A 24,531-nucleotide genomic window follows, 5' to 3' on the forward strand; every position below is an offset into this window, starting at 1 on the left:
GGGAAATCGCGGCGTTATTGGTCGCCCAATTTGGACTCAATCCGGTCGAGCTTTTGGTTCAGCTTCCGGTAGCCGTGGCCGAACCACACCAGCAGAATGAAGGCCCCCACCACGCCCACGCCGATCCATTGCGCTTTGCTCCAGATGGACCACGCCGCGCCAATGGAGGCCGCTACGAGCGCCAGCCCCATCGCGAGATTGAGGGCCACGCGCTTGCCACCTTTGGGCAGCGCGTCCCCCATCAGTTCTTTGCTGTTGATCATGCAGAAGAAGGTAAAGTACGCAATTGGAAGCAGCACCATGCCAAAGATGCTAGTGGGTTGCGTCAGTAAAAATTTGGCATCCGCGTTGCCCCATAAAAAGAGGAAGCCCAGTGCGCCTGTGATTCCCGGCAGCAGCGCGCCGGTGCGGTGCACCACGCCGCCCATTTTTGCGCCCATCGCCTCGGTGAGACAAAAGCCGTTGATCAGCATCAGGATGATGATGGTGGAAATCGCCATACCCAGTACGCCAATGCCGAAGATGACTTGGGAGGTTGTTTTCTTGTCGGTTGTCTTTTCCGCCGCCCCGGTCTTTTCGCTGCCGAGGCCCTCGAGTTTTTTCAATGAAAGGGCAAACTGATTCGCATCCCGTTCAACTAGCATTGCGGCGAGTTGGCGGTCCTGATGGTTAGGAGATTCAAGCGCGCCGAGGTGGCCTTGAATACCTGCTAGATTTTTCTCATAGGCCTTCAGGGTTTTTTCTGTTGGCGCGGGTTTGGAATGATCCAGCAAGCCTTCATCATATTTTCCATGAAATTGAGTGGCGGACGCAATCACCACAAAGGTGGTGGCGAGGAAAAAGGGAATGAACAATCCCATACCCAAATCAAAGCTGGCCAACCCCCTGTGTTCCTTGCCCCAGCCCTTGCGCAACATCGAATAGGGGAGCAGAAAGGTCATATTGATGCCCACGGCAGTGGCGGCCGCGGTCACCATTTTGGAGCGTTGAATTTCGAGAATAGTAGATTTCCAGTAATCCGGGGCACTGGAAGCGGCGATGAATTCATTGAATTTATCCGCCGGTTGAAGGAGCAGGCTGAAGTCCGGGATAAAGCCCCTGGCGATGGCACCCCATTCGAGTTGACCCGCCATCACCACCACCACTCCGAAGAAGCTCAGCACGATGGCTCCCACCATAAGTTTCAATACCACGTCAAACACCTTGGCCGCCTTGGTGTCATACATCCAAACAATGACCGTCGCGATGATAAACAGGATCGCTGCGCAAAGGTACTTCCCCGATTGGCTGTTGGTTTCCGGGTCATCAACGAGGATGCCAAGGTTTTGCTGGAGCGCAGCCGTGCCGAGGGAAAATTGCGGCATCGCCCAGACGAGGTTGGCGAGCATGGCGGCGATCAGCCAGCCCCAGCCGAGCACGGGATTGATGTGTTGGTTGATGGCTTGAAACGGGCTTTTGCCGGTGGAGAGGGTGACGTAGCCGATGACCGAAAGCATCAACACGCCGAGGATCATCATCAGCGGTTGGAGCCAAAGCAGTTGCGTGCCGCCGATGACGCCGAGGTAGAGGCTGCCCGCCAGCGAACCGCCACCCAGCGTGATGGCGCCCTGCAACCAACCGGGGCCGGAGAGCTTGGTGTAGGTCTTGATTTTTTCGGAGGTGGTAGCGTTCTCGACGCTGGTTAGCAATTCCTTCTCCTTGGCCAGTGAATCGTTTTGATCGCTCATAAAGCTGGGGAAGATGGAACGGTTTTTTCAGATGGATTGGAAGCCTGAATTGCCGGTAGGGAAACGCTGCGCGTTCCTACCTGTTCTTTGCAAAATCATAACAGACCAAATGTGTTTCGCTGCGGAGGTACACGCGCCGGTTGGCCATTGCGGGTGCAGCCCAGCAGGGAGGGCGGAGTTGGGGGACTTGATACGCGGCCAGTTCAGTTGGCTTTTTTGCGTTGAGGGCGAAGAGGCCGAGCTTGCCGGTTTCGCCGAGCACGATGAGTTTGTCGTCGGCTTGGATGAAGGAGCCTCGGCCGTATTTTTTGGTGGGCGGGCCGAATTTATTCCACGATTCATCCTGATCCCAAAGCAGTTTTCCGGTGGCAAAGCTGACGCAACGGAAACGGGCGTCCGGCTCGTTACGGCCGCTGAAGGCGTAGAGGTTGCCTTGGTGAACGATGGGCGTCATCCAGTGGAGGCCGAGCACTTCTTCGTGGCGACGATTTTTTACGCGACGCGCAAGAGTGCTCCAAACTTCCGTAAACCCACTGAGGTCGGGTTTTATTTTTAGCACGAAGGAGCCTTCGCCGTAATAGGCCGAGGAACAAAAAACGTGGTCGCCCATGACGACGGGGTTGGAGGCGTTGACCGATTCGTTGGAGCGCGCGCGGAACCATCGCTTGAAATGCACCTTGCCCGTTTTGGGATCGAGCGCCACGAGGCCCTGCCGCATTAGGCAGAAGGCGACGCGCTTGCCGTGCACGGTGGCGATGATGGGTGAGGTGTAGCTGGCGAGTTTTTCCGCGCCATTCCAATCCATCAACGGCTCGCCGGGCCAGCCGAGTTTGGGGGTTTTGTGCCACGTGGTTTTGCCGATGCTTTGCCAAACGGTTTTGCCGGTTTGGGCGTTGAAGGCGACCATCCCGCTTTCGGGCTGGCCGCCCACCATGGTGAGCAGGAGATTGCCTTCGAGCACCGGCGTGCTGCCGACGCCAAAAAAATTGGGGTTCACCTTGAAATCTTTGTGGGTGTCACGCTGCCAAATTGGTTTACCCGTCTTGAGGTCGAGGCACAGCAAGACGCCCTGCGCGCCGAAGGTGTAGCAGCGATCTTTGGTGAGCAACGGAGCGCAGCGGGGGCCATTGTTGTAGCCGTAGGGATCTTCGTAGGTCGTGGAATACGCGTGACGCCAAATGAGCTTGCCGGTTTTGGCGTCGAGACAATCGATGGCTTCCACATCGAGATGTTTGGCGATGGAGGCGGGCCATTCGATGAAGCCACGTCGCCGTGTGGTTTGGATCGCCGCTTTGAGGCCGGCCTCGGTGAGGCGTTCCTTTGCTTTCAGCGCGGCGAGTTCGCCGTTGATGTATTTGATGACCGTCGCCGGCGTGTCGGTTTCCTCGACTTTATATAATTTACTGGCGCGGTGGAACACCACCACGTTGCCATCGCGAATGGAGGGCGCAGAATAGCCGGTACCAATGCGGCGGGAAAAAATTTGAGGCGGTCCGTTTTTGGGAAACGCATCGAGAATGTCTTTTTCCTTGGAAACATTGTTGCCCGTGGGTCCGAGAAAACGCGGCCAGTCATCGGCAAGCGCGGTGGCGCACAGCAACAGTAGGCTTGCGAGGGCGGGTTTCATTTAAAATCCTACGCCTTTGGTTTTGGTGCGGATGCGGCAGAGGTAACTGTTGGCAGTGAGATAGAGTATGCTGCCATCGTTGCCCCAGGCGACATTGGCGATGCGGGTGCCGGTGGCGAGGGTGCCGAGGTGTTTGCCGGTGGGGGAAATAATTAAGACGCCGCCGGGGCCGGTGGCAAAGAGGTTGCCGTGTTGATCGAGCTTGAGGCCATCGCAGCTGCCGCGGGCACCGGCGGCGCGCAGTCCGGCGGGATCAAAAAAGATGCGGCGATTTTCCACGGTGCCATCGTTCTTCACATCGAAGGCGTGGATGCGGGTTTGAGGGCCGCTTTCGGCGATGTATAAAATTGATTCATCGGGCGAAAATGCGATGCCGTTGGGGAATTGAATTGTGTCGGTGAGCAGCGTCACTTTGCCGGATTTGTCCAACCGGAAGACGCCCTGAAAGGCCAGTTCCTTGGCGGGGTCTTTCAGGGCTTTCGGCAGACCGTAGGGCGGGTCGGTAAAATACAAATCGCCGGCTTGGTTGAAGCAGCCGTCGTTGGGGCTGTTGAAGCGCTTGCCTTCGTACGTGTCGGCCAGCGTTTCGTATTCGGGGTTGGGATTGTTGAGCGAATTGGTGAGACGCGCAATGCGGCGGTCGCCGTGTTGGCAAAGCACCAAGCGTCCGGCGGGATCGAGCATCAATCCGTTGGAGCCCAGCTCGCCCACGCGCTGCACGAGGCCGGTGTAGCCGCTGGGATGCAAATATTCTTCAAGACCACTTTGCTCATTCCATTTGTAAATTTTATTGAGCGGGATGTCAGAGAATAAAAGGAACTCTTGCCCTTGTTTGGTGCGGACCCAAACGGGGCCTTCCACCCAATCGAAGGCGTCGGCGAGCTGTTCGATTTTCGCATCGCGGGCAATAAGTTTGTCCAATGCGGGATCCAGCCGCTCAATGGTGCCGATGCTTGGGTGGAGGGTTTCGGACAATACGGCTTCGTTTTTGGTGGCGGCATCGGGGGAGGAATCGGGTGTGTTGCAAGCGGTGGCAGTTAATAGGCCAATGGATAGGGCACTGCGGAGGGCGAATGTGAATTTGCGGTTCATAGAAAGGTTTATGTGACTGCGATGATGGACGCGCGCAAGCTTAGTTCTATTCGTTGAATTGAGTGCCGATTTGAAAACAGGCGAGTTGCCGGCCGTTACGCAGGTAGAGTTTGCCATTGGCGAGGGCGGGGTAGGCGCGGACGGTTGCGCCCATGAGCTGCACGCGGGCGGTAGCGAGAAAGAATTTCGGCGTGGCGGCGCCGCGTAGGAGTTCACCGCGCTCGGTGAAGATGAGCAGTTCATCGCCGGCGATCATCACCGAGCCCGCGCGCAAACCGGCGAGGCTCCATTGGACTTTGCCGGTTTTCAGGTCAACGCAGCGCAGTTCGCCGCCACGCTCTTGGCGTCCATGGAAGCCGTATAAATATCCCTCGTGATGGACCACGCTGGAGTAATGGCAGGAAAGGCTGGTGTCGTTGTTCCACACCGTTTCGATTTTTTTATCGTTCACCGCGAGCACAGTTGCGCCTTTGCCGTAGCTGGTGGAAAGGAAAATAAGATTGCCTGCCGCAATAGGGGTGCAGGCGTTGACGCTGGCGTTAATGGCAGGCCGCCACGGGTGGGTAAAATTAACGGTGCCTCTGGCGGGATGGATGGAGGCCAATCCGGCGCGGGTGAAAAACAGGGCCTGCGGGATGTCATTGATGGTGGCAATGATTGGCGAGGCGTAGCTGGCTTCGTCCTTGGTGGCTTGCCAGCGGAGTTTGCCGGTGGCGGCATCGATGGCCACGATGCCAGCTTGGCCGCCGACGTTGAGCAGCACATTTTTGTCGTGTACCAGCGGCGAACAGGCGATGCCGAAAAAGCCTTTGCCGGCGCCGAATGTTTTGCGGCAATCGATGATCCAATTGAGGCGTCCGGTGGCGGTTTGGCTGCTCCGGAGCAAACCGTTTGCGCCGAGGGTAAATACGTTGCCATTGTGCACGGTGGGCACGGCGCGCGGCCCGTCGTCGAAGCCGAAATCGTCATCGTAATTCGCGGGCGAGGCGGATTTCCACAACACCGCGCCGGTGTCGGCGTTCATACACTCCAGGATTTCCTGATTGTTTTGGCGGTGGAAAAGAAAGAGTTTGCCGTTGGCCACGGCGGGACCGGCGAATCCCGCGCCGATGTTATTTTTCCAAAGTTGCTTTGGCCCTTCGGCGGGCCATTTGGGAAGGGCTTTGCCTTGATAGGTGCCGTCGCGTCGCGGCCCAAGGAATTGTGGCCAATCTTCGGCGGAAAGAATTCCGGTGATCAGGAATGAAATGAGGAAGGCGTGTTTCATTGGAGAAGTTTTGGGTTTGGCGCGAATCAAGTCCACATCAAAACCAGCGCGGCGATGAGGCTGATGCCGACGAGCCACCAAAACCAATGGAGACCGTGGGGGATGACTTCGGGTTTCTCTTCGCCAAATTCTCTTGCGACGAAATCGTCGTAATCGAAATCTTCATCGGGGTTTTCGGCTTCGGTGTCGGCCCAGCCGGTGAATTCGTCAGCCCCGCATTCGGGACAGGCGGCGGCGCGGGGCGGGATGGCCGCGCCGCAGTTTTCGCAGTAATCCGGCGGCATCAGCCCATGCCGGCGTATTCTTCGTCGGTCTTGAGGTCCATCCCCATCAGCACATAGTCGTGGTTGATGGCTTGCATGTCCTGCACATATTCCTCGAGCTTAACGAGGTGGGTGAAGCCGAGGAGGGCGAACATTTTTTGGCCGCCTTCCTGTTTGTCGATGAACTCGGCTTCCACTTTTTGCAGGCCGGCCATGCGGGCGATGTCCACGAGTTCCTGGACGAGTTTGCCGGCGATGCCTTTTTGGCGGTACTTGGGCAACACGCTGCAGCTGATGCGGCCGATGTGGCGCTTCCAGCCGCCTTTGTTTTGGTGCAGCGTGGCGACGGCGACTACTTTTCCTTCGTCGAGGGCGAGCAGGGGGAGGTTCGATTCGAGGGTGATGTTACTGCACCAGCCTTCAGTGACTTCGGGGTCGGTGACGCGGTGTTTGAAAAACATTAACTCGGGCGCGGGCAAATTTTTAAAGAAACCGAGCAGGGTTTTGGAGTCAGTGGATTCGATGGCGCGGATTTTCAGTTCCACTCCATCGTCACTGGTAAATGAGGGGGCTACCTCTTTTAGTGCCAATTCAAAAGACATAATTCAATTTCAGGTTGGTTGGCGCGGCGTGCCGCGCGTTGGGTTATTCGGATTCCGAGGGTTCCGGGAACAGATCCCCGGTAATCCCGGCGGTGGCAGTGAACACTTCGGGTTTCACCGCGGCGGGGTTGAGGCTCCAGCGCGCGGCGAGGCGTCCGATGTTCTCCGTGTTTTCGTTGAGGCGACTCATCGACTGGTGATCCAGTTCTTCGACAACCCGGCCGTAAGGGTGGCATTCCATCCCTAAAAGTTTTTCTTCTGCGGTGTAGGTGCCTTGATTCCAAAGCGTTTCACCGAACCACGCATAGGCGCGCTCAATGCGGCCGGTGTGGGCGCGCACCCAGCAGTGATGGCCGAGTGCGCGGTTGAGGCTGAAGTATTGGACGTGCCCGAGGCGCTTGCTGATATGACTGAGAAAGTGAAAACAAAAATCCACATCTTCTTCCGGCGCGGGCAGGGCGGGGCCAACCACCAGAATCCAGCCGTTCACCGGCGGCGAAATAAAGAGATGCTCCACCCCGGCAATTTGAAATCCATCCTGCCAGGAGCAACGGCGTGCGTTGGAAAGGCCGAGGGACTCCTGTACGGCGGCCACGTTGCCGGTGCGAATGGCCATCCATTGTTCGGGGAGATTGAGGCTGGTGGGCATCAGTTGCTCAAAGGGCGGACGCTCGAGGGCGCGCTCTTTTTGCATCTGTTTCATTTGCCGCCGTGCCATAAAATAAAACATGCCCGCCACCAAAAGGATGCCGAGGAACAAGCCCAACATAATGAGTGCCACCCAATCTAAAGGGCTGTCGCTGGCGGGAGACGACAATGCGCCTAGCGCGCCCAGTGGGGCGTGAGGAAGTGTGTGCACACGCGGACAATACCGAATTGGCAGCAAAGTTCAATCCCAAAGAACTTGCGCCGACCAGCCAAAACCGCTTTGATTCCCGCACAAACCACCATGAAACAGCTTGTTTTTAGCATTTCCCTCGGGCTCGGCATCATTTTTAGCGTCCAAGCAAAGCCGCTTCCCCCTTTCCAACTTCAGGACGGCGACCGCGTGGCATTCTTAGGCGACACGCTCATCGAGCGGATGCAGGAATTTAATCACCTCGAGCTGCGGCTCACGACGGCTTGGCCGAAACGGAATATTATTTTCCGAAATATCGGTTGGAGCGGCGACACGCCGCGCGGCATTTCGCGTGCGGGGCTTTCGCTGTTGCAAGCCGGGCGCGAGCCCGCCGATGAGGGATGGAAGCAGTTGCAAAAACAAATCGAACTAGTGAAGCCGACAGTGGTTTTTCTCGGGTACGGAATGGCTAGCTCATTTAAAAATCAACCCGAACAATTTGGCAGGGATATGCGTGCCTTGAAGGCCGCGATTCGGAAAGCGGTGGGCGCCCCTGTGCGCTTCGTCGTGCTCTCGCCGCTACGCCACGAAATTCTGGGCCGCGGGTTGCCTGATCCATCCACGCATAATCGCCAACTGGCCGCGTACACCAAAGAATTGCGTGAAATGGCCGAGGCCGACGGTGATGCGTTTGTGTTGCTCTACGATGCTCCGGCACATTTGAATGCCCGGCCACTTACAGAAAATGGCATCCATCCCACCGCCGAAGGATACGAATCCATCGCGCGCGAAATTTGCAGGCAACTCAAAATCCCCGCGCATCCGCGATTGGGCACCCCGCAAGCGGGCGCCCTTCGCGAAATCATTCGCCGCAAAAACAAGCTCTTCTTCGACCGCTCGCGACCGCAGAACATGGCGTACATTTTTGGCTTCCGCAAACACGAGCAGGGCAACAACGCAGTGGAGATTCCCAAATTTGACCCGCTCGTCACTGTCGAGGAAAAGGAGATCACTATGCGCCGCAATTTGCCGCCGTTGAAAAAGCAACCGCCAAAAAAAATTGCCGCCGTGCCGGCCCCTTTCACGCCACAAAAACTCCCCGAGTTCAACACAATGAACGGCATCGAAATCAATCTCTTCGCCGAAAACCCATCGCTCGCCAAGCCCATCCAAATGAATTTCGACCCCCAAGGCCGTTTGTGGGTTGCTACTTCCTCCGTCTATCCGCAAGTGAAACCCGGCCAAGTCGCCGATGACAAAATCATCGTGCTCGAGGATACCACCGGCAATGGCCGTGCCGACAAAACCACCGTCTTCGCCGATGGCCTGTTCATCCCCACCGGCATCGAGCCCGGCGACGGCGGCGCGTACGTCGCCCAAAGCACAAAGCTCCTCCACCTCGCCGACACCAACGGCGATGGCCGCGCCGACAAAAAACGGATCGTCCTTTCCGGCTTCGGCACCGAGGATACCCATCACACGCTCCACACCCTCCGCTGGGGACACGACGGCCGCCTTTATTTTAATCAATCCATTTACATCCGCAGCCACGTCGAAACCCCGCACGGCGTCGTGCGCCTCAAGAGCGGCGGCATTTGGCATCTCCGCCCCGACACCCTCCGCGCCGGCATCGCCTATCGCGGCTGGTGCAACCCGTGGGGTCATCACTTTGATGACTTCGGCAACGCCTTCGTCACCGACGGCGCCGGCTTCCAAGGCATCAGCTACGCCATCCCCGGCGCGATGTATTTCACCTACGCCGGCGCGCGCCGCATCATGGACAGCATCAGCCCCGGCAACTATCCCAAGTTCGCCGGCCTCGAGATTCTCAACAGCCCGCACTTCCCCAAATCATTCCGTGGCGCGGCCATCACCTGCGACTTCCGCGCGCACCGCATCGTCCGCTTCACTCTCAGCGAAAACGGCGCCGGCTTTGCCGCCAAACACGAAGGCGATTTCATCCGCAGCAGCGCCACCAGCTTCCGCCCCATCGATGTCAAGCAAGGCCCCGACGGTGCGCTGTACATCGCCGACTGGTCCAACCCGATTATCCAACACGGCGAAGTTGATTTCCGCGATCCCCGCCGCGACAAAGTACACGGCCGCATCTGGCGCGTCACCTTCAAGGACCGTCCCCTCGCCAAAAAACAAAATTTTAAAAAACAAAAAAACGAACAGCTCTTCAACACCCTTTTAACCGACAACCAATACGATCAGCGTCAGGCGCGACGAGTGTTGCAGGAAAGGGGAAAGCAGATTTTGGGTGACCTTAATAAGTGGCTTGCCCGGCACGATGAAAGTGAAACCGCCCAGCTTGAAGCACTGTGGCTGCACGATTCAATCGGCGTCGTGAACGCAACATTGCTGATGCTTACTTTAGAAGCAAACGACGGCCGTGTGCGTGCCGCCGCGATGCGCGTGCTTGGTCATTGGCGAGATCGATTGAACACCACCGAACTTCACGCCGCCGCTGGAATTCGCGATAAACATCCGCGTGTGCGGCTAGAGGCAATGCGGGTTTATGCGGAGTTGAAAAACTCCACTGTTGCGCATCAATACGCCAAGTACGCATTGCAAGCGCTGGATCAGCCGGTGGATGGGTTTCTCGATTACAGTTTGTGGCTGACAATGAATGACCTCGCAGATCCGTTTGTGCGTGGGATGAAAAATGGCGCGCTCAACTTTAGCGATACCCGCGCGCACGCCGAATTTGCGTTGCGGGCTTTGGAAACGGAAAAAGCGGTTGCTCTCATTAGCAAACTTGTTCACCAGCGTAAACTGCCGCGCACCGGACAAGGCCCATTAATTGAATTGGTTGGAACCGCCGGAGGCGCAGGCGAATTGGCCATTTTGTTCAGCCAACTCAAAAGCGGGGGCTTCGATGCCGCCGTGCACGCGCGGGTGCTTTCCGCTCTCGCCAATGCCGCCCGATTGCGCAATGCGCGGCCGAGCGGGGACTTGAATGGGTTGGACGAATTCATCGACGCGAAGGATGCCGGCACGCGTGATGCGGCCATTCGGCTCGCGGGCGCGTGGAAACAACAGTCGCAAGTGGCCAAGCTATTCGCGCTCGCCAAAGCTGGCAACAGCGCGGCCTTCGCCAGCCTCGGGCAAATTCGCGGCGGCAAAGCTACCTCCGCACTACTCGCATTGGCCGACGAGAAGCAACCGTTGCCGCTCCGGCAACAAGCCGCCCGCACGCTGGCGGTCATTAATCTGCGGGGTAATCTCCCGCAAGTGTTCGCCGTTTTGAACGCTACGAAAGACAGCCAACAAGCACTGGAACTTTGGCGCGTGTTGCTCCAGCAAAAAGGCGCGGGCGCCGCCTTGGCCGGGGGCGTGGCGGGCGCACAACTGCCCAAGCCAGTCGTCACCGCCGGCATCCGCGCCGCGCGTGAAGGCGGACGCAACGAAAAGGCGCTCGTCACCGCGCTCGCCCGTTCGCAAAATATGTCGCTGCTCACCAAGCAAATGACTCCCGCCGAGCTCAAAGCACTGGCCGCGCGCGCGATGAAAGAGGGCGACCCGTTTGCGGGTGAGAAAATATATCGCCGCACGGAATTGGCCTGCACGGTTTGCCACGCCATCGGCGGCGCGGGCGGCAAGGTGGGCCCGGACTTTACCTCGCTCGGTACCAGCGCGCAGCCCGATTACATCATCGAATCGCTGTGGTACCCGAACCGAAAAATTAAAGAGGGCTATCACACCACCGTGGTGGAAACCAAAGACAACCGCACCCTCGCCGGCGTGGTGGTGCGCGATGCCGGTGGCGAACTCGTGCTGCGCGACCTCGCCAACAAACTCGTCTCCATCCCCAAAAATCAAGTCCGCAAAAAAACCGCCGCCCCCGTTTCAATGATGACCCCCGGCCTCATTACCGGGCTCGCCGAGGACGAGCAACTGCATCTCTACCGATTCCTCTCTGAACTGGGCAAGGCCGGGCCCTTTGACGCCACCCAAACTGGTGTCGCCCGCACGTGGCGTTTGCTTCCCGGCACGCATCGCGTGGAGCAATACGGCATCAATAAAATCGTCGAGGCGGGTTTTGAAATGAAATGGTCCAATCACATTCTCGGTGCGGGCAATGGCGCGGGATGGAATATTCTGCCCGCCCGCGTCAATGGCGATTTGCCCGCCGCGGACATCGCGCAAACCGCCAGCGTCGGCCGCCACGTCGGGCTCGTTCACGTCTTCGCCGGCACAAAATTCGAAATGCAAAAAACCGGCAACGCAACTTTTACGCTCCCCAAAGGAATGAAAGCTCAGGCGTGGCTCGACGGCAAATCGCTGGGAACAGCCAGTCAATTCACCGCCAAAGTTGTGGCCGGTAACCACCGCTTTGTTCTCCGTCTCGATGCGAAAGCATTGCCGAACGTATTGCGGCTGGAATCAAAGGATGTTGTGTTTTTGAACGACTAAAGTTCAACCACGGAATTTTCCGCATGCGATTTTAGGGCAGCTTGCCAGAGTTCGTGGCTGGCGATGGCTTCGTCCGGGGTGGCGCAGCCGAAGCGATCGTCCAATTCACCAGCTCTTTCAGATGCAAAGGCGGCCCACATTTGGAGGTTGAGGTCGGGGAAGCCGGCTTCGAAAATGCCGCCGGTGATGACGGGAAAGGCCATCACGTGGCCGAGGTCGATACGGGTCCAGCCGTCTTTTTCTTTTTCGTAAATGTGAATGGTGTTGGCGTCGCGAGTGTTGTAGCGCACGCCGCCATTGGTGCCGATGGCTTCGAAGTGCCACGAGTTGGTTTGGCCGGGGGCGAGGCGTTTTTGTTGGAGCCGCATTGGGATTGTTTGGCCGTCATTGCCGTCGATTTCCACATCGCAGTTGAGGGTGGCGTTGTCCCACGTGTCGCATTCGGTGGTGCCGCCTTGGCCGTCGGGGCGTTGGGGGAAACCTTTTTGGAGTTGGGCAAAGACGCGCTTGGGTTTCCAGCCGAGGCGGAAGGGGATGTGGACGGTGTGCATTCCGAGGTCGCCCATGACGCCGATTTCGCCGCAGGTTTTGGAGTGGCGTTTCCAGTTGGCGGGTTTGGCGGGGTCGAGATCGCTACTGTGCAAAAACCCTGAATGGATTTCCAGCACGCGACCGAGCGCGCCGGATTGGACGTAGTCGATGGCGCGTTGTGCGCCGGGGGCGAAGGGGAATTCCGAACTGCAGCGCACGAAGCGGCCGGAGGCATTTGCGGCATCGCGAATGCGGCGGGCAGCGGCGAGGTCGATGCCGAAGGGTTTTTCGGCGAGCAAATCTTTGCCAGCGGCGAGCACGTCGCAGTAAAGTGGCTCGTGCAGATGATGCGGCACGGCGACGTAAACGGCATCGACATTTTCGCTGGTGAGCAGTTCGTGATGATCGCGCGTGCGGAGTTGTACGGTGGGCACTTGGCCGAACCATTCGAGCAAATCCTCGCGGAGATCGCACACGGCGGTGAGCTCCGCACGCACCGAGAAATTCTGCAGCGCAAACCACCGCCCAAAACAGGACGCCGCTTCGCGTCCCATCAGGCCGCCACCAATAATTCCGACTCGCATCGGCTGAATTTACAATTTACGTATGACGATTGGCGATTTTATTCGATGAAGGGAAATTGGAGTGCCCTTTCAGGGCACAATTGTACGGTGCGGTTTTCAGTGGGCGTTGCCCCCGGCTAAAATGGTTTTACCTTTCAGGTGAAAAACCTCATCGGCCAATTGGCTTTAGCGCGGTATTGGAGACGTGGGCAGTGATGCCAGTTTCGCTTTGGACGATGGAGTAGCTACCGTTTTTGCGTACCAACTTGATGCGTGTGCCGGGTTTGAACTGGCCTTCCGGCGGCCGCGCCTGTTGTGGGCCACCGAGATAATAGTGTGCGCCGCTGAGGCCGACGATGGTGTGGGTGAACTTCGCCGGGGCTTTGGCGTCCTTAATATTTTTTTCCACGCGCCGTTTGTAGACGGCCTCCATCATCAAGATTTTGCGTTTGCCGGATACGTCGTACATATGAAACGTTTTGGTGTTGGCGTCTTTGATTTTCGTGACTTGCAGGTAGGTGACCACGCGCTTTTTCATCGGGTCATAAGCCTTGCCGGTCATGGTGTTGAGGCGCCCGTTCTTTTCGCAATGGCCTTCGGAATGGAGCATCACGCTGGCGACCGAATCGGTCCAGACACCGGTGTAGCGTTTTTTGTGTGCGTCGTAACCGAGCACGCCGTGGCCGGTGAATTTCATGCCAGCAAAGGTGCCGGTGAAATTGCTGATGAGCCAGAAGCCGCCGGGTTGTATCCGGGCAGTTTCCTCGCCGGTGCCATCCATCACCTGTCCGGGGGCGTGGTGCATTTTTAATTTCACATCCCAAGTGCCGGTCATCATTTTCAAATGCTGATGGTGTTCGCCGGGTTTTTCCATTTCCGGCGGGGCCGGTTCCAAGGCGTGCAGCGTCGGCGTGATGAACAGCACAGCCTGCAACGCCACGCACGCGAGAAGGGTTTTCAATGTGTGTGTTGACATACCGCAACGCTACCGGCGTAGTTCTGCTCGCGCAAGCTTTGCACGGCGTTATTGCGGCAGGAATCGAATGGAAAGCGGGTACACCGCCAGCTCGCCTTTGGTGGCCTGATAAGCGGCGTGGATGATGAGGATGAGGTTCAGATATGCCCAAGCACGCAGACCAATATGGCCCAGCGTCGTTAATGGGTCAAAAGGGATTTGGGTGAGGATAAACAGCGCCACGAAATAAACCGTCATCGAGATTTGAAAATTCAATGCCGCGCGACCGTGTCGATCCACGCTTCGCGAGGCTTCTTTGCGGATGAACCAAACGATGAGCGGCCCGATGACGTTTGCCAAAGGAATGCCCACCACTAAAACCAACGGCGACAGGTGGCAGAGCACCTCACCCGTTCGGCCTTGTTGTTCGGTTTGTTCCACCGCGCAGGTGTAGCCGCGCACTGTGCCAATGGCAAGCGCAACCGCGGCAGTGGGCAACGTGTGGTTGACTTTTCTGATAAAGAGCGTATCAAAATTCCAAGGAGGTTTGATATGAATAAAATTAGCAAATACCTAGTGGTGGGGTTGGCGGCGATTTTTCTGCTGACTGGAAAAGCAAATGCAAATCCGGCGGGTTCCGGAAAGTCCGTGCCCGCGATTGTGGCCGATGTGGTGGTGTGTCGGCCATTGGGCCTGTGCGCGCTGGTAGCGGGCAGCGCGTTTTATGTGGTGTCGTTGCCGTTCACCATTCCCGCGGGCGGGCAGGAGGATGCCAAACGCAACCTCGTGATGTACCCGTACCATTACACGTTTACCCGCCAATTGGGTGAGTTTCAAGATGAAGACTTATAAAATATTAATCCTAATCACCGGCCTCGCCGGGGCAGTCGTGGCGCAGGAAAACCCTCCTGCGCCCGCGCCATTTGGGCCGGTGACCTTGCCCAGCACCGATGCGCTGTATCAACAGCTGCTCAAACCCAATGTCGAAGGCATCGGCAAGTTTTATTTGGGTCGGCAGATTTCCCACGTGATGGGCCATCAAGCCGCGCGTTGGCTTGACCGCCCCGAGCGTGAGCGTGAGGAACATACCGCCGAGATGATCCGCAGCCTCAAACTGCAGCCGGGTGATCAAGTGGCCGATATCGGCGTGGGCACCGGCTACATCGCGCGCCACATGGCCAAGGTAATTGGCCCCAAAGGCGCCGTGCACGGCGTGGATATCCAGCCCGAGATGCTCGAACTGCTTGCCCAAAAAATGAAAGCCGCCGGCATCGCCAATGTCAAAGGCGTGCTCGGTACCATCAGCGATCCCAAGCTGCCGCCAAATTCAATCGACCTTGCCATTATGGTTGATGTGTATCATGAGTTTTCTCATCCCTACGAAATGATGGCCGGCATCGTGAATGGCCTCAAAATTGGTGGCCGCATCGCCTTTGTGGAATATCGCGGCGAAGACCCCAAAGTTCCCATCAAACGCCTCCACAAAATGACCGAAGCGCAGGTCAAAAAAGAAGCTGCCCTCTTCCCGCTCAAACACGTGGGCACTTATAAAAAACTCCCGTGGCAACACGTGGTGTTTTTTGAGAAGGTGAGCGCCACTAAATAGGTAGGGCGTGCTATCCGAGCGCGCCTTATCCAAAATAATGACGCCCGAACGCCTCAGCCATTTTCGCGAACGCCTGCTCGCGTTGGAAAAAGAAATCCAAGCCGACCTCGCCGTCAGTAAGGATGCCTCCGGCGTGGTGGAGCTGGACACCGCCATCGGCCGCCTCTCGCGGATGGACGCCATGCAAAACCAGCAAATGGCCCTCGAACTGCGCCGTCGCCAAGAGCAACAACTCCAACGCATCACCAATGCCCTCAAGCGAATGAATCAAAACCGCTACGGCTTCTGCGGCCGTTGCAAACAACCCATCGCCGAAGAACGGCTCGAAATTTCCCCCGACGTAGTAATGTGCGTCAAGTGCGCGTGAGGGGAGGGGCGAGTTCCAACTCGTTTTTTACCACAGAGAGAGGGCGTGCACTCCGAGCGCGCCACGGCGGTTTCGGAGAAACCGCCCTACCAACCCTCTGTGAAGAAGATTAAATCCGCCCGCCGTATACCGCGCTGCTGCCCAGCTCCTGTTCGATGCGGAGGAGCTGGTTGTATTTGGCGGTGCGGTCGCTGCGGCTGAGGGAGCCGGTTTTGATTTGGCCGCAGTTGGTGGCCACGGCGAGGTCGGCGATGGTGGCGTCTTCGGTTTCGCCGCTGCGATGGCTGAGGACGGCGGTATAGTTATTGTTGTGAGCGAGTTCGACGGCGTCGAGGGTCTCGGTCAGAGAACCGATTTGGTTGACCTTGACGAGGATGGAGTTGGCCGTGGCAGTGTCGATGCCTTTTTGCAGGAATTTAACGTTGGTGACGAAGAGATCATCGCCGACGAGTTGGACTTGGTCGCCGATTTTGTCGGTGAGTTTTTTCCAACCGGCCCAGTCGTTTTCGTCGCAGCCGTCTTCGATGCTGATGATGGGATATTTTTTGGTGAGCTGGGCGTAGAAATCGACCATCGCATCGGCGGTCATTTTTCGGCCATCGCCTTTCTTGAACACGTAGCGTTTCTTTTTGCTGTCGTAAAACTCGCTGCTGGCCACATCGAGCGCGAGGTGGATGTCTTTGCCGGCCTTGTAACCGGCGGCTTTGATGGCGGCGAGGATGCACTCGAGCGCGTCCTCGGTGCCCTTGAGTGCGGGGGCAAAGCCGCCTTCATCGCCAACGGCGGTGGAGAGTCCGCGCTTTTTAAGCACGCCTTTGAGCGCGTGGAAAATTTCGGTGATCGCTCTCAAGCCTTCGCTGAATGTGGGCAAGCCGGTGGGCATCACCATAAATTCCTGGAAATCAATTGGCGCATCGCTGTGCGCGCCGCCGTTGATGACATTCGCCATCGGTACGGGGAGCACTTTGGCGTTTGGCCCGCCAAGGTATTTATAAAGCGGCTGTCCTAGCGCATTGGCCGCAGCTTTGGCGGTGGCGAGGGATACGGCGAGCACGGCGTTGGCGCCGAGTTTGGATTTGGTGGCGGTGCCATCGACGGCAAGCATCGCGTGGTCGATGCCCACTTGATCGGTGGCATCGCGTCCGAGCAGTTCGGGCAGAATTTTGGTCTCGATATTCTTGACCGCCTTTTGCACGCCTTTGCCGCCGAAGCGTTTCTTGACGCCATCGCGCAGTTCAACGGCTTCGTTGACGCCGGTGCTGGCACCGCTGGGCACGGCGGCGCGGCCCATTGTTCCGCTGTCGAGAATGACATCGGCTTCGACAGTTGGGTTGCCACGGGAATCGAGAATCTCGCGGGCTTGAATATCAATAATGGTCGTCATAGGTGTTTGTAAAACGGAGGCGCGATGATTGAGGCAGAGGGTGAAGTAGTCAAGGCGATTGCGGAGGAAGGGGTGAACCGCCAAGACGCAAAGCCGCCAAGTTTACTTGGAAAAATTCTTGGCGTCTTTGCGGTTCAAAAAAATTCACACATAAATATCCAAACCGGATTTGAATGGCCCCACGCCTCGGTTGGCTTGGTGTTTGATGTAGGTGAGATCGGGATGGCCGCGGTCGAGGAAAGGGCGTAGGCCGAGCACGGCGCTGTGGGTGGGGAATTGCGCGATGGGGCCGATGGGCTGGCGGTAGCCGAAGCGTTGATCCATTGCGGCGGGGATCGCCTGCGCGTTCTCGCTGCCGGGAAAGCGCAAGGTACGATACGGCATCATCCGGAAGGCTTGGTAATTACCAATACCTCCGGCTATGGAATTCAAGCCGGCCATGTTCAGTTGGTTTCAGCAAACTAATCTACCGGAGGGGGATCCAGTTGATTTTCAGACGACGCGATGATGCAAGCCACCGTGGAATCTCCGGTGACGTTAACCACCGTGCGGCACATGTCAAGAATGCGGTCCACGCCGAGGATCAGCGCAATGCCTTCGCCGGGGACATTGATGGCTTCGAGAATCACAATGAGCATCACAATGCCCGCGCCCGGCACGGCGGCGGTGCCGATGGAGGCGAGCACCGCGGTGAACACAATGGTGACTTGCGCGGCCAACGTAAGCTCGATGCCGCTGGCTTGGGCAATGAACACGGCGGCCACGGCTTGGTACAGGGCGGTGCCGTCCATATTGATGGTGGCGCCGAGCGGCAGCACGAATGAAGAAACTTCCTTGGAGGCGCCAAGATGTTCCTCCGCGCATTTCATCGTGACCGGCAAGGTGGCGCCGCTGCTGCTGGTGGAGAAGGCCAGCAACTGCGCCTGGCCGATGCCTCTGAAAAAATGTTTGATGGAAAGCGGCGTGAGGAGTTTGAGCAAACCGAGGTAAACAATGATCGCGTGCAGCGCGAGGCCGATGACGACTGCGGCGCAATACCAACCGAGGGAGCCGAGCAGCGAAATAATTTGCGAAGGATCGTCCTTGGCCATCGTGTTGATGGTGTCGGCAATGAGCGCAAACACGCCGATGGGCGCCATCAGCATAATGAGGTGTACTACTTTGATGACGACCTCTTGCAGGCCGGCGAACACATCGTAAACGGGTTTTCGTTTTCGTTCCTCCACCAAAACCAGCGCCGCGCCAAAGAGCAAGCTGGCGAAGACCACCTGTAGCATGGCGCGGTTGTTGCCGGCGGCTTCGAGAAAATTGTCCGGAACCATATCCACTAACGGCTGGAGCGGCCCGCGCTTTTGAGTTTCAGCGGCGACATCACTGCGTTTGGCCACGTCGGATTTGTATTGTTCCTGAAGTTGAGCCCGCGTTTCTTGCGGTAATTTTTTGCCGGGATTGATGGTGTTGACGACAAGCAAGCCAATCGTCACCGCCACGGCGGTGGTGGCGAGGTACAGCCCGATGGTCTTGCCGCCCATCCGCGAAAGTTTTTTGAAATCAGAAAGCGACGCCACGCCGCATACCAGCGAGGCGAGCACCAGCGGCATCGCGATGAGCTTGAGGAGGTTGAGGAAAATTTTTCCGAAGGGGGCGATCCAGTCCGCCGTAAACCCGCCCCAGCCCCAGTGTGCCGCGCCAATGCCGTAGGCGGTGCCGAGCACGAGGCCGAGGATGATCTGCCAATGTAGTCGCTTGTACCAAGCCATTCCGCGGGCAGTATGCGGGCGGGTGTGCCGCGGCGAAAGGGCAAAAATCTTGTTTAAAAAAGCATTTACGGGCAAGCTCCCGCGCCCTCAAGGGGTTTTAGAGACAAAATGCGCACAGTGAATATAGGCATAATCGGCGGCGGCACCGTGGGTGGCGGCGTGGTGCAGGCATTGCGGCGTAATGGCGCGCTGATGGCGAGCCGCCTTGGCGTGCGCTTGCGCGTGGAACGCATCGCTGTGCGGAGCCGTTGCAAGAAGCGCGCGGTGAAGTTGCCGGCAAATTTATTGACGACCGATTGGCGCGAGATTGTTGAGGATCCAAAAATCGATTTGGTGGTGGAGTTAATGGGCGGCACGACGACGGCAAAGGACGTGGTGCTCGCGGCCTTGCGCGCGGGCAAACCGGTGGTGACGGCGAACAAAGCGTTGCTGGCATTTCACGGCGAAAAACTTTTTGCGGCTTCGGAGAAGAGCGGCGCGAATCTTTATTACGAGGCCAGCGTGGCAGGCGGGATTCCGATCATCAAATTATTACGCGAAGGGCTCATCGGCAATCGCGTCACCGAGCTGTACGGCATCCTCAATGGTACGTGCAATTTTATCCTCACGCAAATGCAGGAAGACGGAATGGGCTTCGACGAGGCGGTCGCCGATGCGCAGGCGCAAGGCTTCGCCGAGGCGGATCCCTCAACGGATGTGGATGGCCACGATGCGGCGCACAAGGTCGGCATTCTCGCTTCGCTCGCGCACGGGTTTTGGGTGAAGCCCAAGCGCGTGTACACCGAGGGCATCCGCCACGTGACGCCGCAGGATTTGGCGTTTGCCGATCAATTGGGCTATCGCATCAAACTGCTCGGCACGGTGAAAGCCGCCAAGGATGCGCCGGTGCAGGTGACGATGTATCCGGCGCTTGTCCCCAAAAATCACGTGCTCGCCAGTGTGGGTGGCGTGTACAATGCGATTTATTTGAAAGGCGATGTCCTTGGCGACACTTTATATTACGGCCAAGGCGCGGGACAGGACGCCACGGCCAGCGCGGTGTTGGGCGACATCGCGGATGCGGCGTTGGATTTAAAGCACGATTCGCCCGAGCGCGTGCGCGCTTTCACGCCACACGAAGCCAATGGTGAGGTCGGCGCGATTGATGATGTGGTGAACAGTTATTATTTGCGGCTCAATGTGTTGGACCGCCCCGGCGTGCTCAATCAAGTGGCGTCGACTTTAGCCAAAGCCAAAATCAGCATCGCGTCTGTCTTGCAACCGGAAGGGCAGGAAGGCAAAAATGTTTTGCTCGCGCTGATGCTGCATGCCGCGCCCGAGGCTTCGATGGCGAATGCGCTGAAAGCGATCCGGAAAATTTCCGCCGTGAAAAAACCCACGATGATTCGAGTAGAAAACTTTGATTAAATGAGCAGTGAACACAAAAACGCCGCCGGTTGGCGCGGCATCATTCAAGGCTATCGCGAGCATCTCGCGGTGGGGCTGGAAACGCCGATCATCAGTTTACATGAAGGCAATACGCCGCTCATTCGCGTGCCCAATTTTGTGGAGGCGATCGGCGGTGCGTTTGATTTATATCTGAAATACGAGGGGCTCAATCCCACCTCATCCTTCAAAGATCGCGGGATGACGATGGCCGTCACCAAAGCCAAGGCACGCGGCGTGCAGGTGGTCGCCTGCGCCAGCACGGGCAACACCAGCGCGAGCGCTGCCGCATATGCCGCGCGCGCGAAAATGAAATGCGTGGTGCTCATCCCCGAAAGCAAAATCGCCCGCGGCAAACTTGCCCAAGCGTTGATGTACGGGGCGACCACGCTGCAGATGCCCGGTAACTTTGATGACGCGCTGACGATCGTGCGCGAGCTGTGCGCCGATGGCGTGGTGGAATCGGTGAACAGCATCAACCCGCATCGGATCGAAGGGCAGAAAACGGCGGCGTTTGAAATCTGCGATGCGCTCGGCGACGCGCCGGATATGCACGTGCTGCCCGTGGGCAATGCCGGCAATATTTCGGCGTATTGGAAAGGCTACCGCGAATATGCCGACGCCGGAAAAAGCGACACGCTGCCGCGTATGATGGGTTTTCAAGCCGCCGGTGCCGCGCCGTTTGTGGAGGACGTGTTTATCGATCACCCCGAAACCATCGCCAGCGCCATTCGCATCGGCAAACCCGCCAACTGGCAACCGGCCAAGGCCGCGCTGCAATTTTCCGCCGGCGCGATTGACAAAGTCACCGACGAAGAAATTTTGACTGCGTACCAAATGATCAGCGCGCAAGAGGGCATCTTCGTCGAGCCCGCTTCGGCGGCCGCGCTCGCGGGAATCATCAAACTCCAAAGTGCCAATAAAATCGCCGAAGGCAGCATCGTGGTGGCGACGATGACCGGCCACGGATTGAAAGATCCGGACACCGCTGTGGAGCACGCGAAGGTTAAAGCCACGACGGTGGAACCGAATTTGGATGCGGTGAAAGCTGCGATTGGACTGTAACGATGGCTCTCATTGTTCAAAAATATGGCGGGACATCCGTTAAAGATACCGATCGGATCAAAAATGTTGCCGCGCGGGTTGGCACGTTTCGGCTTCGGGGGGATAAAGTGGTGACGGTTGTTTCGGCGATGGGCGGGGTGACGGATAATCTTGTGAAGATGGCGCGGGAAATTAATCCGATGCCCAATAATCGCGAGATGGATATGCTGTTGGCGACCGGCGAGCAGACGACGATTTCGCTGTTGGCGATGGCGTTGCATTCACTGGATATGCCGGCGGTTTCGTTGACTGGCGCGCAAGCGGGCATCGTGACCGATGGGGTGCACTCGAAAGCAAAAATTCAAAACATCACGCCGGGTCAAGTGCACGCGATGCTGGAAAAGGGAAAAGTGGTCATCGTGGCCGGGTTTCAGGGGCAGACGAGTGATGGGCGCATTACCACGCTGGGGCGCGGCGGGTCGGACTTGACGGCGATTGCTTTGGCTTCGGTGTTGAAAGCGGATTTGTGCCAAATTTATACGGATGTGGATGGCGTGTACACGGCGGACCCGCGGGTGGTGCCGAATGCGCGGAAGTTGGATGAGATTTCTTATGACGAAATGATGGAGCTGGCCAGCCTCGGCACAAAGGTGATGCAAAGTCGATCAGTGGAATTTGCCAAAAAGTTTAATGTAAAATTTGAAGTGCGCTCGAGCCTCAACAATAACCCGGGAACAATTGTGATGGAAGAAACTGACAGTATGGAAGCGGTGGTCGTGCGCGGCGTGTCGTTGGATAGCAATCAGGCGAAGATGACGGTGACGGCGGTGCCGGATAAACCGGGTCACGCGGCGCGGGTGTTCAGCGCGCTGGCGGAGGCGGCAGTGAATGTGGATATGATTGTGCAAAACGTCAGCCACGGCACGGCCACGCCGGCGACGGATATTTCCTTCACGGCCGATGCCTCGGATTTGCCACGCGCACGGCAGGTGATCGCAGATCTCAAAGATGAAATCGGTTACGCCGATGTGGCAGGCGATGAGACGATCGCGAAAGTATCCGTGGTGGGCGTAGGAATGCGCACGCATCCGGGCGTGGCGGCGAAGGTGTTTGAAACGCTTGGTATTGCAAATATCAACATCGGAATGATTTCCACCAGCGAAATTAAAATCTCGGTGGTGGTGGAGGCCAGCCGAGGCGAGGAAGCAACGCGCGTGTTGCACGAGGCATTTTTTGGCGACGACAAGGAAGGTTGAACAATGACCGGTCCCATCAGCAAATTCATTCAGCGCCACTACCGCCATTTCAACGCGGCTACGCTGGGGGACGCGGCGGAGGGTTACGCGCGGTTGCTGGAGGGCGGCGGCAAAATGTTTGTTACATTGGCCGGCGCAATGAGCACGGCGGAGTTGGGGTTGTCGCTGGCGGAGATGATTCGGCGCGACAAAGTGCACGGCATTTGCTGTACGGGCGCCAATCTTGAGGAGGATTTGTATAACCTTGTTGCGCACGATTTTTATGAGCGCGTGCCGCATTATCGCGACCTCACGCCGGCGGACGAACAGGCGTTACTTGACCGTCATCTCAATCGGGTTACCGACACCTGCATTCCCGAAGAGGAAGCCATGCGCCGCATTGAACACGCCGTGCTGGCGCTTTGGCAGGAGGCGCAGACGCAGGGTGAGCGGCATTTCCCGCACGAATACCTGTATCGCCTGCTCAACGAAGAGCGAGTGAAGGCGCATTACCAGATTGATCCGAGGGACTCCTGGTTGGTCGCTGCGGCGGAGAAGAATCTGCCGCTTTTTGTGCCCGGCTGGGAAGACTCCACGCTGGGCAACATGTTCGTGGGGCATTGTTTGGTCGGTGACCTGGATTTTAATGTCGTTCGTTCCGGCACAGAGTACATGGGGGCGTTGGCCGATTGGTATTTGCAAACCACCATGGGCCAGTCCGTGCGCGAGTGCGCCGAATCGCAGGCCGATACCGAAACCCTGCCCGCCAAGGGCGGCCCTTGCGCAGCGCAGGAAAGCACCGTGGGGTTCTTTCAAATCGGCGGCGGCATTGCGGGCGATTTTCCGATTTGCGTGGTGCCGATGCTCCATCAAGATCTCAGCTTGGAATGCCCTTGCTGGGCGTACTTCTGCCAGATCAGCGATTCCACCACCAGTTACGGCAGCTATTCCGGCGCCGTGCCCAATGAGAAAATCACTTGGGGCAAGCTCGAGCCGAACACGCCCAAGTTTGTCATCGAAAGCGACGCCACCATCGTGGCTCCACTCATGTTCGCCCACGTGCTGGGCTGGTAAACCACACCCACGCCAGGACGGCCAGAGCGACGATGCTCGGCCAGCGCACGTAATCAGGCGCAAAGACGATCGCGCCATTGATCACCATGAAAAGCAGAAACCCGTGCAGTCCCCAGTTGAGGACGCGGCGGCGGCGCAGATAACTTTCTTCATCACTCCAAAGCCAGGCGGCATCGATGATCCACGCGGCCAGAAATGCGTAGTTAAACCAAATACCATAGGGCGCAGACTGGCCGGTGAAGGCAAGGGCGCGTTCGTTGACACTTTGCACGGCGGCGGCATGGCTCCAGTCGTGTGCAAAATGAAACGCAGCGATCACGTGCCAGAAATAAAAATCGCAACCCATCGCCCACACCCAACGCGTGGCGGGAAAGCGCGGTCGCGCCCCGTGGGTTTGCAGTAGGAGAAAGGCGCCGAGGAAATAACAGGCCATCGCCAACCAGGCCGTGCCGCGCACTGCCAGGTCAGCAAAATCGGCCGAGGTCATATCACAACTTCGTGGAGGTATCGGCGCCGGCGTCGCCGCGGCGTTCGAGCTTGATCACACGTTTCTTGATGATCTCCAGCTGCTTGGTCAGTTCGTAGCTGGCTTCGTAGAGGGCTTCCTGTGTTTCGGTATCGTCCAGTGAGGCGATGGTGGGATTGAGGTCCATCATTTCGAGGGCGATGGTTTTACAACTGGCTTTGATTTTCTCGCTGGCTTCGGGGCGGGTCATAGGGGGAATGTCCAACGTCCAATGCCCAATGTCCAA

The 24,531-nt window shown here is 57.7% G+C and carries 23 protein-coding genes; 8 read left to right on the forward strand and 15 right to left on the reverse strand.

What is annotated here, in order from left to right:
- Positions 1-14 precede the first annotated feature (14 nt).
- The 7 genes from H8E27_03740 to H8E27_03770 all read right to left on the reverse strand — a co-directional run bounded on the left by H8E27_03740 (position 15) and on the right by H8E27_03770 (position 7,437).
- Positions 15-1,727, reverse strand: coding sequence for a divalent metal cation transporter (locus tag H8E27_03740; protein MBC8324718.1), 1,713 nt, complete (start codon positions 1,725-1,727; stop codon positions 15-17).
- Positions 1,728-1,803: 76 nt separating this feature from the next.
- A complete protein-coding gene (locus H8E27_03745; protein MBC8324719.1) occupies positions 1,804-3,354 on the reverse strand; it encodes a PQQ-like beta-propeller repeat protein in 1,551 nt (516 codons plus the stop codon).
- Positions 3,355-4,446 (reverse strand): SMP-30/gluconolactonase/LRE family protein, encoded by a 1,092-nt coding sequence (locus tag H8E27_03750; protein ID MBC8324720.1) that lies wholly within the window; start codon positions 4,444-4,446, stop codon positions 3,355-3,357. It abuts the gene before it with no gap.
- Positions 4,447-4,492: 46 nt separating this feature from the next.
- Complete coding sequence (locus H8E27_03755) at positions 4,493-5,713, reverse strand: PQQ-binding-like beta-propeller repeat protein (protein MBC8324721.1); 1,221 nt, start codon at positions 5,711-5,713, stop codon at positions 4,493-4,495.
- Between the two features lie 26 nt (positions 5,714-5,739).
- Positions 5,740-5,997 carry a zinc-ribbon domain-containing protein gene (locus tag H8E27_03760; protein MBC8324722.1) on the reverse strand — a complete coding sequence of 86 codons (258 nt, stop codon included), beginning with the start codon at positions 5,995-5,997 and terminating at the stop codon, positions 5,740-5,742.
- Positions 5,997-6,578, reverse strand: a complete 582-nt coding sequence (locus tag H8E27_03765; protein MBC8324723.1) for a GNAT family N-acetyltransferase — start codon at positions 6,576-6,578, stop codon at positions 5,997-5,999. Before H8E27_03765 ends, H8E27_03760 begins: the two co-directional genes overlap by 1 nt.
- A gap of 43 nt (positions 6,579-6,621) precedes the next feature.
- Entirely contained in the window at positions 6,622-7,437 is an 816-nt protein-coding gene (locus H8E27_03770; GenBank protein MBC8324724.1) for a hypothetical protein, read from the reverse strand.
- A gap of 90 nt (positions 7,438-7,527) precedes the next feature.
- On the opposite strand from H8E27_03770, the gene H8E27_03775 reads away from it, so the two are divergent.
- On the forward strand, positions 7,528-11,835 hold the full coding sequence (locus H8E27_03775; protein ID MBC8324725.1) for a sorbosone dehydrogenase: 4,308 nt from the start codon (positions 7,528-7,530) through the stop codon (positions 11,833-11,835).
- Here H8E27_03775 and H8E27_03780 read toward each other — a convergent pair.
- The 3 genes from H8E27_03780 to H8E27_03790 form a co-directional block, all read right to left on the reverse strand.
- Complete coding sequence (locus H8E27_03780; GenBank protein MBC8324726.1) at positions 11,832-12,950, reverse strand: Gfo/Idh/MocA family oxidoreductase; 1,119 nt, start codon at positions 12,948-12,950, stop codon at positions 11,832-11,834. The two genes, H8E27_03775 and H8E27_03780, sit on opposite strands and share 4 nt — an antisense overlap.
- 148 nt (positions 12,951-13,098) lie before the next feature.
- Positions 13,099-13,905: a DUF1579 domain-containing protein gene (locus H8E27_03785; protein MBC8324727.1), complete on the reverse strand. Its 807-nt coding sequence runs from the start codon at positions 13,903-13,905 to the stop codon at positions 13,099-13,101.
- Positions 13,906-13,953: 48 nt separating this feature from the next.
- Entirely contained in the window at positions 13,954-14,382 is a 429-nt protein-coding gene (locus H8E27_03790; GenBank protein MBC8324728.1) for a DUF4870 domain-containing protein, read from the reverse strand.
- Between the two features lie 54 nt (positions 14,383-14,436).
- Here H8E27_03790 and H8E27_03795 point away from each other — a divergent pair, with 54 nt between their 5' ends.
- Genes H8E27_03795 through H8E27_03805 form a run of 3 tightly spaced genes read left to right on the forward strand, consistent with a single transcriptional unit; the run spans position 14,437 to position 15,857 of the window.
- On the forward strand, positions 14,437-14,736 hold the full coding sequence (locus H8E27_03795; protein ID MBC8324729.1) for a hypothetical protein: 300 nt from the start codon (positions 14,437-14,439) through the stop codon (positions 14,734-14,736).
- Positions 14,723-15,490: a class I SAM-dependent methyltransferase gene (locus H8E27_03800; protein MBC8324730.1), complete on the forward strand. Its 768-nt coding sequence runs from the start codon at positions 14,723-14,725 to the stop codon at positions 15,488-15,490. Before H8E27_03795 ends, H8E27_03800 begins: the two co-directional genes overlap by 14 nt.
- A gap of 37 nt (positions 15,491-15,527) precedes the next feature.
- Positions 15,528-15,857 carry a TraR/DksA C4-type zinc finger protein gene (locus H8E27_03805; protein MBC8324731.1) on the forward strand — a complete coding sequence of 110 codons (330 nt, stop codon included), beginning with the start codon at positions 15,528-15,530 and terminating at the stop codon, positions 15,855-15,857.
- 109 nt (positions 15,858-15,966) lie between these two features.
- On the opposite strand, the gene eno is transcribed toward H8E27_03805, so the two are convergent.
- From eno to H8E27_03820, 3 genes are all read right to left on the reverse strand, one after another.
- Complete coding sequence (gene eno / locus H8E27_03810) at positions 15,967-17,241, reverse strand: phosphopyruvate hydratase (GenBank protein MBC8324732.1); 1,275 nt, start codon at positions 17,239-17,241, stop codon at positions 15,967-15,969.
- A gap of 144 nt (positions 17,242-17,385) precedes the next feature.
- The gene (locus tag H8E27_03815; protein ID MBC8324733.1) at positions 17,386-17,682 is read right to left on the reverse strand and encodes a hypothetical protein; all 297 of its coding nucleotides are present in this window, start codon (positions 17,680-17,682) and stop codon (positions 17,386-17,388) included.
- A gap of 20 nt (positions 17,683-17,702) precedes the next feature.
- Complete coding sequence (locus tag H8E27_03820; GenBank protein ID MBC8324734.1) at positions 17,703-19,001, reverse strand: dicarboxylate/amino acid:cation symporter; 1,299 nt, start codon at positions 18,999-19,001, stop codon at positions 17,703-17,705.
- 108 nt (positions 19,002-19,109) lie between these two features.
- On the opposite strand from H8E27_03820, the gene H8E27_03825 reads away from it, so the two are divergent.
- The 4 genes from H8E27_03825 to H8E27_03840 are packed head-to-tail and all read left to right on the forward strand — an operon-like array spanning position 19,110 to position 23,779.
- The gene (locus tag H8E27_03825) at positions 19,110-20,408 is read left to right on the forward strand and encodes a homoserine dehydrogenase (protein ID MBC8324735.1); all 1,299 of its coding nucleotides are present in this window, start codon (positions 19,110-19,112) and stop codon (positions 20,406-20,408) included.
- Positions 20,409-21,491, forward strand: coding sequence for a threonine synthase (locus H8E27_03830; protein MBC8324736.1), 1,083 nt, complete (start codon positions 20,409-20,411; stop codon positions 21,489-21,491).
- 2 nt (positions 21,492-21,493) lie between these two features.
- A complete protein-coding gene (locus H8E27_03835) occupies positions 21,494-22,726 on the forward strand; it encodes an aspartate kinase (protein ID MBC8324737.1) in 1,233 nt (410 codons plus the stop codon).
- Between the two features lie 3 nt (positions 22,727-22,729).
- A complete protein-coding gene (locus H8E27_03840) occupies positions 22,730-23,779 on the forward strand; it encodes a deoxyhypusine synthase family protein (GenBank protein ID MBC8324738.1) in 1,050 nt (349 codons plus the stop codon).
- Here the strand turns inward: H8E27_03840 and H8E27_03845 are convergent.
- Positions 23,751-24,266, reverse strand: coding sequence for a hypothetical protein (locus tag H8E27_03845; GenBank protein ID MBC8324739.1), 516 nt, complete (start codon positions 24,264-24,266; stop codon positions 23,751-23,753). The two genes, H8E27_03840 and H8E27_03845, sit on opposite strands and share 29 nt — an antisense overlap.
- 1 nt (position 24,267) lies before the next feature.
- Complete coding sequence (locus H8E27_03850; GenBank protein MBC8324740.1) at positions 24,268-24,495, reverse strand: hypothetical protein; 228 nt, start codon at positions 24,493-24,495, stop codon at positions 24,268-24,270.
- Between the last annotated feature and the right edge of the window lie 36 nt (positions 24,496-24,531).

It is taken from the genome of Limisphaerales bacterium (assembly GCA_014382585.1).
Lineage (GTDB): Bacteria > Verrucomicrobiota > Verrucomicrobiia > Limisphaerales > UBA1100 > JACNJL01.